This is a genomic window from Streptomyces sp. NPDC050564 (genome assembly GCF_044457265.1).
Taxonomy (GTDB): Bacteria; Actinomycetota; Actinomycetes; order Streptomycetales; family Streptomycetaceae; genus Streptomyces.
The window spans coordinates 348974-357512 of record NZ_JBITGS010000006.1; the positions used below are offsets into that span (position 1 = coordinate 348974).

An 8539-nucleotide genomic window follows, 5' to 3' on the forward strand; every position below is an offset into this window, starting at 1 on the left:
CCCCTGGTCAAAGTCCGCATCGACCCACCCAAGCTCCCGAAAATACGGCTGCTTCCACGCCGGGCACCGCGCCCCCGCCGCCCGGAACCCCTGGTCAAAGTCCGCATCGACCCACCCAAGCTCCCGAAAATACGGCTCCTGCCGCGCCGGGCACCGCGCCCCCGCCGCCCCGAACCCCTGGTCAAAGTCCGCATCGACCCACCGAAGCTGCCCCGCATACGGATACGCCGCCCGCGGCTGATCCCTTTCCGGGAGCGCAACCCCGTGGTGATCGGAGCCGTCGGCCTCACCATCCTGGGGCTGCTGACCGTGGCCGCGTTCAATGCCGACAGCCTGCCGCTGATCGGCGGCGGCGACACGTACAGCGCGGCCTTCTCGGAGGCGGGCGGCCTCAAGCCCGGCGACGAGGTGCGGATCGCCGGCGTCAAGGTCGGCAAGGTCGAGGACGTCGATCTGGACGGCGACCACGTCAAGGTCACCTTCAAGATCAAGGGCGATCCGAGGTTCGGTACCGAGACCGGCGCCTCGATCCGGGTCAAGACGATCCTCGGCGCGAAGTACCTCGCGCTGCACCCCAAGGGATCGGGTCAACTGAAGCCCGGCAGCGAGATCCCGCTCAGGCGGACGGTTCCGGCGTACGACGTCGTGCAGGCGTTCAGCGATCTCACCACCACGACGGAGAAGGTCGACACCGACCGGTTGGCGAAGGCCCTGGACACCATCTCCACCACCTTCCAGGACTCGCCCGCCGAGGTGCGGGCGTCCATCAAGGGCCTGTCGAGGATCTCCCGGACCGTCGCCTCTCGTGACAAGGCGCTGGGCGAACTCCTCGACCATGCGAACGGCGTCACGGGCGTGCTGGCCGAGCACTCCGAGGACTTCACGGCGCTGGTCAAGGACGGCGACAAGCTGTTCAAGGAGATCAGCAAGCGGCGCACGGCGATCCACAAGCTGCTGAAGAGCTCCGCCGCGCTCGGCATCGAGCTCTCCGGCCTGGTCGCGGACAACGACAAGGAGATCGGGCCCGCGCTCAAGGGCCTGAACACCGTGGTGCGGATGCTCGAACGCAATCAGTCGAGCCTGGACCGGAGCGTCAAGCTGCTCGCGCCGTACGTCCGGGTCTTCACCAACGCCCTCGGCAACGGTCGCTGGTTCGACAGCTACGTCCAGAACCTGGTCGCCGCTCCGGTGGTGCCGCGCACGGGAGGCACCCAGTGAAGAACCTGAAGAGGCGCGTGGCCGTCGTCACCGCACTCGCCCTCGTCGCCGGGCTCACCTACGTGCTGTGGCCGCGCTCCGAGTCCGTGCACATCACCGCGTACTTCCCGCGCACCGTCGGCATCTACCCCGGCTCGGACGTCCGCGTCCTCGGCGTCCGGATCGGCGAGGTCGAGAAGATCACGCCGCAGGGCGACCGGGTACGGGTGCAGCTGAAGTACGACGAGGGCCGTAAGGTCCCGGCGGACGCCAAGGCCGCGATCATCAACTCGTCGGTGGTCAGCGACCGTTACGTGCAGCTGCTGCCGGTGTACCGAAAGGGCCCGGTACTGCGCAACGGCGCTGTCATCCCCGAGACGCGGACGGCCGTGCCGGTCGAACTGGACCGCATCTTCGACAGTCTGCACACGACGGCCGACGCGCTCGGCCCCAAGGGCGCCAACAAGGACGGCTCGCTGTCGCGGCTGCTCGGGGTGAGCGCGGACAACCTCGACGGCCAGGGCGAGAACCTCAACCAGATGGTCGAGGACCTCTCGCAGGCGGTCACCACGCTGTCCGACGGCCGCACGGACCTCTTCGGCACGGTACGCAACCTGCAGGTGTTCACGGCGGCGCTGGCCGCCGACGACACGAGCGTGCGGTCGTTCAACACCAGCCTGGCCAAGGTCGCAGGACAGCTCGCGGGCGAGCGCAAGGACCTCGCGGACGCACTCACGAACCTGGGAACGGCGCTCGGCGATGTGTCCGCCTTCGTGAAGAACAACAAGAAGTCGCTGACCTCGAACGTGAAGGGCCTCAGCAAGGTGACCAAGGTGCTCGTCACCCAACGGGCTGCGCTGGCCGAGCTGTTGGAGGTCGCTCCCACGGGCCTGTCGAACCTGAACAACGCCTACAACCCGTCCGCGGGCACCCTCGACACCCGCAACAACGCGCAGCAGGCACAGGATCCGGCTTCGCTGCTGTGCTCCGTACTGAAGACGACGGGCGACGAAGGCGGCAAGAACCCTGACTGCAAGGGGCTGAAGGACCTCTTCGACTCCCTGCCGAAGGTGCCTCAGGGCTCCGCGGTGACGGGAACGGTCGACCGGACGCTCGGCGGAATTCTGGGGGCGAGCGCATGAGCGCGCGGCGCAGGGTCGGGGCGGTGGCGATGGCCGCGGTCGGCTCGCTGCTGCTGTCCGGCTGCGAGTTCAACGGCTGGTACGACGTCCCGCTGCCCGGCGGAGCCGCCGCCGACGGCCACGCGTACCACGTCACCGTCGAGTTCCGCGACGTCCTCGACCTGGTGCCGCAGTCGGCGGTGAAGGTCAACAACGTCACCGTGGGCGCGGTCGAGAAGGTGGAGCTGGACGGCTGGCACGCGCGCGTACGGCTGCGGGTCGCCGACTCGGTGAAGCTGCCCGCCAACGCGATCGCCGAGCTGCGGCAGACCAGCGTGCTCGGCGAGAAGTACGTCGCCCTCTCCGCCCCGACCGGCACCGCTCCCGTGGGCCGGCTCGGCGACGGTGACCGCATCCCGCTGTCCCGCAGCGGTCGCAACCCGGAGATCGAGGAGGTGCTGTCCGCGCTCTCCGCCCTGCTCAACGGCGGCGGAGTGGCCCAGCTCAAGACGATCACCGTGGAGCTGAACAAGGCCCTGGACGGCAGGGAGAACCGGGTCAGGTCGCTGCTCAAGGAGCTGAACACGTTCATCGGCGGTCTGGACGACCAGCGGAAGGACATCGTCCACGCCCTCAAGGCCGTCGACCGGCTCGCGGGGCGGCTCGGCAAGGAGAAGAAGACGATCGCCCAGGCCGTCGACACGATGCCACCCGCCCTGAAGGTCCTGGCCGACCAGCGCCGCGACCTGACGAGGATGCTCACCGCCCTGTCGAAGCTGGGCAAGACCGGCACCAAGGTGGTCAACGCCTCGCACGACGACACGGTCGCGAACCTGAAACAGCTGCGGCCGATCCTGCAGCAGCTCAACAAGGCGGGCGACGATCTGCCCAACTCCCTCGAGCTGCTGACCACTTACCCGTTCCCGCGCAACGCGGTGGACGCCGTCAAGGGTGACTACGTCAACCTCCACATCACGGCCGACCTCGACCTGTCGGACCTCTACGGGAACCTGACGGACGGCTCGGGCAAGCCCGGCGACGGGAACGGCGACTCCCAAGGGCCCGATACCCCCGACCTGCCGGATCTCCCGGACCTGCCGACGGTCCCCACGCCCACCGCGCTGCCGAGCACACCGAGCCTGCCGTCGTCCCCCTCGGTGCCGTCGTCCCCCTCGGCGCCGTCGAGCGGCGGCGGGCCGCTGTGCCCACCGGTGTGCACCAGCAGCTACACGACCGGCACAAGCGACGCGGGCCTGCCCGAGGGGATCAACCTCGCGCTCGCGGAGCTGATGCTGAAGGGAGTCCAGCCGTGATCACCCGTACGGTCAAAGCCCAACTCCTCGCCTTCGCCACCGTCACCGCCGTCGGGGTGTCGTACGTCGGCGCCGAGTACACCGGCCTGGTGGACGAGGTCCTGAGCCGCGGCTACACCGTGCAGGCGGACTTCGCCGACTCCGGGGGCATCTTCCCCGGCGCCGAGGTCACCTACCGCGGGGTGCCGGTGGGCCGCGTCGGCGCGCTGCAGCTGACCGGCGCCGATGGGGTCTCGATCGACCTCGACATCAAGGACGGCGCGCCGCGCATCCCGGCGGACACCCTCGCCGTGGTGGCAAACCGCTCGGCGGTGGGCGAGCAGTACGTGGATCTGCAGCCGCGTACTTCGCATGGCCCGTACCTCCTCGACGGAAGCGCCATCCCCCGCGGCAGCACCCGCGTGCCGCTGCCCACCACGGACCTGGTCCTCAGCCTGGACCGCCTGGTGAACTCGGTCGGCAAGGACGACCTCCAGGTCACGGTCGACGAACTGGGCAAGGCCTTCTCCGGCACCGGTCCGAACCTGAGCCGCCTGGTGGACTCGGGCAACGCCCTCGTCGAGTCGGCGTCCGACTCACTCCCCCAGACGATCTCGCTCATCGAGGACTCGCGGAAGGTCCTCAAAACGCAGGCCGACCAGGGCTCGTCCATCAAGTCGTTCGCGCACGATCTGGCGACGCTCAGCGCACAGCTGAAGTCGAGCGACGGGGACCTGCGCAAACTGATCGGCAACGCGACGCCTGCCGCCCAGCAGGTGAACTCGCTGCTGAAGTCCACCGGTCCACAGCTCTCGGTCCTGCTGGCCAACCTGATCAGCGGCGGCCAGGTCACGCTGGCCCGCCTGCCCGGCGTCGAGCAGTCCCTGGTCACCTTCCCGGCACTGGTCGCGGGCAGCTACACCGTCGTCCCGGGTGACGGCACCACCCACTTCGGCCTGGTCGTGAACGCCGACGACCCGGCTCCGTGCACCCAGGGGTACGGGACGACACGGCGCGACCCCGCCGACACCAGCACGCGCGCGGCGAACACCGACGCGCACTGCACGGCCCCGCGCGGAAGCAAGACGTCGGTACGGGGCGCGCAGAACGCCCCTGGGGCGTCGACCGCTTCCGCCGGTGCGAACCAGACGGCGTACGCGACGCCGTACGACCCGGAGACCGGCACCGCCACCGGCCCGGACGGAATCCCCGTCGAGATCGGCTCGACGGGCGGCCAACAGGCGGTGTTCGGAAGGGAGTCGTGGCAATGGCTGCTAGTCGGACCGATGGCGTGAGCGGGGACATGGCGGGCGAGGCACTTACGGGCAAGGCGCTTACGGGCAGGTCCCTGTCGGGCGAGGCACAGACGGGCGGAGCCGGGCCGGGCAAAGCACAGACGGGCGGAGCCGGGCCGGGCAAAGCACTGACGGGCAGGGCCTGCTTGGGGGCGGCCCGGTCGCACAGGGCTTGGTCGGGCAGGGCCTGGTCGGTGGGGCTGGTCGTGGCGACCGTCTTGACCACCGCACTGACGATCTGGCTGAGCCTCAACCTCTACGACCAGCGTCAGGCGGAGCAGCGGCGCCAGGACATCCTGGCCGCGGCCCGCCAGTCGGCGCTGAACTTCACCTCGCTCGACTACCGGCACTACGACCGGGACAGCGCGAACGTCCTCAAGGGCGCCACCGGCGACTTCAAGAAGCAGTTCGCCGCGCAGACCGGGCAGCTGACCAAGCTCGTCGCCGAGAACGAGTCCGTGTCCGAGGGCCAGGTCCTGGACGCGGGCATCGTCCGCTCCGACGAGCACTCGGCCCGCGTCCTGGTGGTCGCCGACAGCAAGGTGACCAACACCGCCGCGCCCAAGGGCGAGGCGCGCACCTATCGGCTCCAGCTCGACCTGGTGCAACGGGACGGCCGCTGGCTGACCTCGGATGTCGAGTTCGTCGGCTGACCGCGCCCTGACCGCCGTACGCCCCAAGAGCACATGAGGAGTAAGACCGTGGCGAAGACGACCACCCAAGGCCGCGGCTCGGGTTCCGGTTCGAGCACCCGGCACACCATGACCGCGGCCGCCCGCGCGGCTGCCAAGCGCGCGGCAGCCAAGCGCGCGGAGCGCGGCCACCGCGAGCCGGGACCCTCCACCGACGAGGAGGCCCTGGGGCGGCCCGAGGCACCGGCCGCCGGACGCACCTTGCTCGTCGAGGCCCCGGAGAAGGAGGGCTGGGACGACCCGCCCGAGCCGTCACCGGAGTCCTTCGAGGAGGACGCGCCGGGGGATGAGGGCGAGCCGGGCCGCGATGCGGCGACGCGGCGCGGCAGGGGTGAGCCGGGCTCCGGTACCGCGACAGGGCCTGGCAGCGACAACCCTGCCCTCGGTGCGGCGACGCGGCGCGTCCGGCGGCGGCTGCTCACCGCGGTCCTGTGCGTCCTGCTCGTGGCGGGCCTGGCCGCGGCCGCCGTGCTCGGATGGCAGTACCGGCAGGGAGTCCGGGCCGACCAGGCGCGCGGGCAGGCACTCACGGCCGCGCGGCAGTCAGCACCCGTCGTCCTGTCGTACGACTACCGGCACCTGGACCACGACTTCGCCAAGGCACGCGCCCACCTCACCGGACACTTCCGCGACGAGTACGGCAAGACCACCACAACGGTGGTCGGACCGACGGCCAGGAAGTACCACGGGGTGGTGAAGGCGACGGTGGCACAGCCCACCGGCGGCTCCCCCTCGGCCTCCGTGGTCTCGGCCTCGGCGGACCGAGCCGTGGTCCTCCTCTTCGTCAACCAGGTGACCACGAGCACCCAGGTCTCGGGCTCCCGCGTGGACCTGAACCGGGTGCGGATGACGCTGACGCGCACGTCCGAGGGCTGGAGGGTGAGCGGCGTGGACGCGCTCTGACGTACAGCGCCAGTAATGGCTGACGGCACGGCGGCCTGTCTCGAACTTGCGTGGGTGCAGGACCGGCCGCTGTCGCCTTTCTCGCTGCGATGCGCCAAGCCGTGGGCCAAGTGACTTGCCGGCCCTCTGAACTCACTTCGATCGAGAAGCGCTCCAGGGGTGGCGCGCCGTCCTTCTGCCACCGCTGGACGTGTTCGTCGATGGCGTCCCACAAGGGTTCGGGTCCGCCCTGGCCAACGAGCCGGCGGCCTCCGGCGTCTTGGTCGAAGGCTGCCCACGATCCGGAATGCCGCAAGTGGCTACGAGCCGGACGTACGGCGCCCCCTCCTTGTATCCGGCGAGCCCGTCGCCGACCCCGAGGCGCGGGGCGTACCGGGATTGACCGAGCGCGGTCCGGGGCCGAGTGGAAACGCCCTCATCGACCTCAACGGACGTCACCAGATCGTCGCCGAGCCGGTGGCAGAGCAGGGCCGTGGAATGGCCGGTGCCAGTGCCGATCTCCAGGCCGTCGTACGCGCTCGTTGCCGTCATCGCGCACCGCCGGCAGCTCGCCCGCATCACCGCGCGCATGCGCATCCCGCACGGCATCAAAGTGCCCGCGCGGCGAAATCGCGGGGTGGTTCACAGGCGGCGCAGGCCAGCCCGGTTCCCACCAACTACCCGATACGCACAGGAAGTTCACGGAAACCCCAACGTGATCATGATTCACTGCTCCGGCGCGACAGAACGAAGATCCATCAACTGGAAGGCTTTACGGTGCATATACGCCGACCCCGCAGGATGGCCACGGCCGTAATGCTCGCGATGGCGCTGATACCCGCCTCCCTTACGACCGCCTCGGCCGCCGAGGCTCCCACCGCGACCGCGACCGCAGCGCCGGGTGTGACGGTCGGCAAGCAGACCACCGACCCGAACAAGGTCCGCGCCTACTGGACCTCCGCACGCATCAAGCGGGCCCTGGCCAATGAGAAGAACGACCAGGCCGATATTGCCCGCGACGCTGCGGTCGCCGCCAAGACGGCGGCCTCTGCGGCCGAGGACAAAACGGTGTCCGCCGCCGACCCCGCCCCGCACCTGACCGCCGAGGCCCCGCAGATCCGTCCCGCGCAGAAGACGGCCGTCTCGACGATGGCCGCGGCCGCCGACATGTCCCACGCCGAACCCGTCCCGTTCCCCGAGTCGACCCCCGCGGTCGTCGTCGGAAAGATCGTGTTCATTGACCACGCAGGCAACGAGCACGGCTGTAGCGGAGCATCGATCGCCGCGGACGGCAACAACACCGTATGGACCGCCGGGCACTGCGTACACCCCGGCGACGGCAGCGGAGCCGACGGCTTCTACGACCTGGTCGTGTTCATCCCCGGCTACAAGAAGAACTCCGAGGCCGTCGGCGGCTACGACGCCCCCTGGGGCGAGTGGGTCGCAAAGTCGTTCGTCGCCCCGAATGCGTGGACGCAGGACAAAGACTTCAACGATGCCGACATGGCCGCCTTCACCGTCGAACCCGCCCAGGGATACACGAACCTGACGGCCACCGTCGGCGCGCTCGGCTACAAGTTCGGGTACGGCTCGGACTGGTCGGACATCATCGACTCCGGGTTCCCGGGCGAGGGCTACCAGCGGACCGACATGGACGGGTACACCCAGTACTACTGCACCGGAAATGTCGAGGACGCAGCCGACTTGAATCCGTTCGACAACCGTCTGTCGATGGACTGCGACATGGGTGCGGGCGCGTCCGGCGGCCCCATGGTCACATCCGACGGGCAGATCGTCGGCGCCAACAGCCACGTCGAGACAGACGCCAATGACCAGCGCATCAACGACAACCTGTACTCCTCGGACCACGGAGACAACGCCGTAGCCGTGATCAACCAAATCAACGAACTCAACTGAGCCGTCCGGCACACAGAAGGGGGCCCCCCCCGGTCGGGGGGGGGCCCCGGGGGGTGGTTTTTGGTGCCGCGCCCCCAGTGCGGGGGGGGGTGGGGCCGCTTGGGCGCGGTGGGGCTCGTCTGGGGGTGGGGACCGCCGCGGCG

The 8539-nt window shown here is 69.8% G+C and carries 8 protein-coding genes; 7 read left to right on the forward strand and 1 reads right to left on the reverse strand.

Annotated features, from left to right (window positions below; all coding sequences use genetic code 11):
* Nucleotides 1–237: 237 nt before the first annotated feature.
* The 6 genes from ACIBK0_RS12760 (at nt 238) to ACIBK0_RS12785 (ending at nt 6500) form a co-directional block, all read left to right on the forward strand.
* Nucleotides 238–1218: an MCE family protein gene (locus ACIBK0_RS12760; RefSeq protein WP_399078712.1), complete on the forward strand. Its 981-nt coding sequence runs from the start codon at nt 238–240 to the stop codon at nt 1216–1218.
* Nucleotides 1215–2339 carry an MCE family protein gene (locus tag ACIBK0_RS12765; protein ID WP_399078650.1) on the forward strand — a complete coding sequence of 375 codons (1125 nt, stop codon included), beginning with the start codon at nt 1215–1217 and terminating at the stop codon, nt 2337–2339. Before ACIBK0_RS12760 ends, ACIBK0_RS12765 begins: the two co-directional genes overlap by 4 nt.
* Nucleotides 2336–3631, forward strand: coding sequence for an MCE family protein (locus ACIBK0_RS12770; protein ID WP_399078652.1), 1296 nt, complete (start codon nt 2336–2338; stop codon nt 3629–3631). The genes ACIBK0_RS12765 and ACIBK0_RS12770 overlap by 4 nt, the downstream gene beginning before the upstream one ends.
* Nucleotides 3628–4905, forward strand: coding sequence for an MCE family protein (locus tag ACIBK0_RS12775; RefSeq protein WP_399078654.1), 1278 nt, complete (start codon nt 3628–3630; stop codon nt 4903–4905). The genes ACIBK0_RS12770 and ACIBK0_RS12775 overlap by 4 nt, the downstream gene beginning before the upstream one ends.
* Before the next feature lie 206 nt (nt 4906–5111).
* Nucleotides 5112–5558: a hypothetical protein gene (locus tag ACIBK0_RS12780; protein WP_399078656.1), complete on the forward strand. Its 447-nt coding sequence runs from the start codon at nt 5112–5114 to the stop codon at nt 5556–5558.
* 48 nt (nt 5559–5606) lie between these two features.
* Entirely contained in the window at nt 5607–6500 is an 894-nt protein-coding gene (locus tag ACIBK0_RS12785) for a hypothetical protein (protein WP_399078658.1), read from the forward strand.
* Nucleotides 6501–6632: 132 nt separating this feature from the next.
* On the opposite strand, the gene ACIBK0_RS12790 is transcribed toward ACIBK0_RS12785, so the two are convergent.
* Nucleotides 6633–7088, reverse strand: a complete 456-nt coding sequence (locus tag ACIBK0_RS12790; protein ID WP_399078660.1) for a hypothetical protein — start codon at nt 7086–7088, stop codon at nt 6633–6635.
* Nucleotides 7089–7280: 192 nt separating this feature from the next.
* On the opposite strand from ACIBK0_RS12790, the gene ACIBK0_RS12795 reads away from it, so the two are divergent.
* Nucleotides 7281–8396, forward strand: a complete 1116-nt coding sequence (locus ACIBK0_RS12795) for a trypsin-like serine peptidase (protein ID WP_399078662.1) — start codon at nt 7281–7283, stop codon at nt 8394–8396.
* Nucleotides 8397–8539: the final 143 nt, after the last annotated feature.

Excerpts from the sequence above, each read along its gene's own strand:
- ACIBK0_RS12770 (WP_399078652.1), top strand. The coding sequence starts at position 2,336 with ATGAGCGCGCGGCGCAGGGTCGGGGCGGTGGCGATGGCCGCGGTCGGC.
- ACIBK0_RS12790 (WP_399078660.1), bottom strand. The coding sequence starts at position 7,088 with ATGCCGTGCGGGATGCGCATGCGCGCGGTGATGCGGGCGAGCTGCCGG.
- ACIBK0_RS12795 (WP_399078662.1), top strand. The coding sequence starts at position 7,281 with ATGGCCACGGCCGTAATGCTCGCGATGGCGCTGATACCCGCCTCCCTT.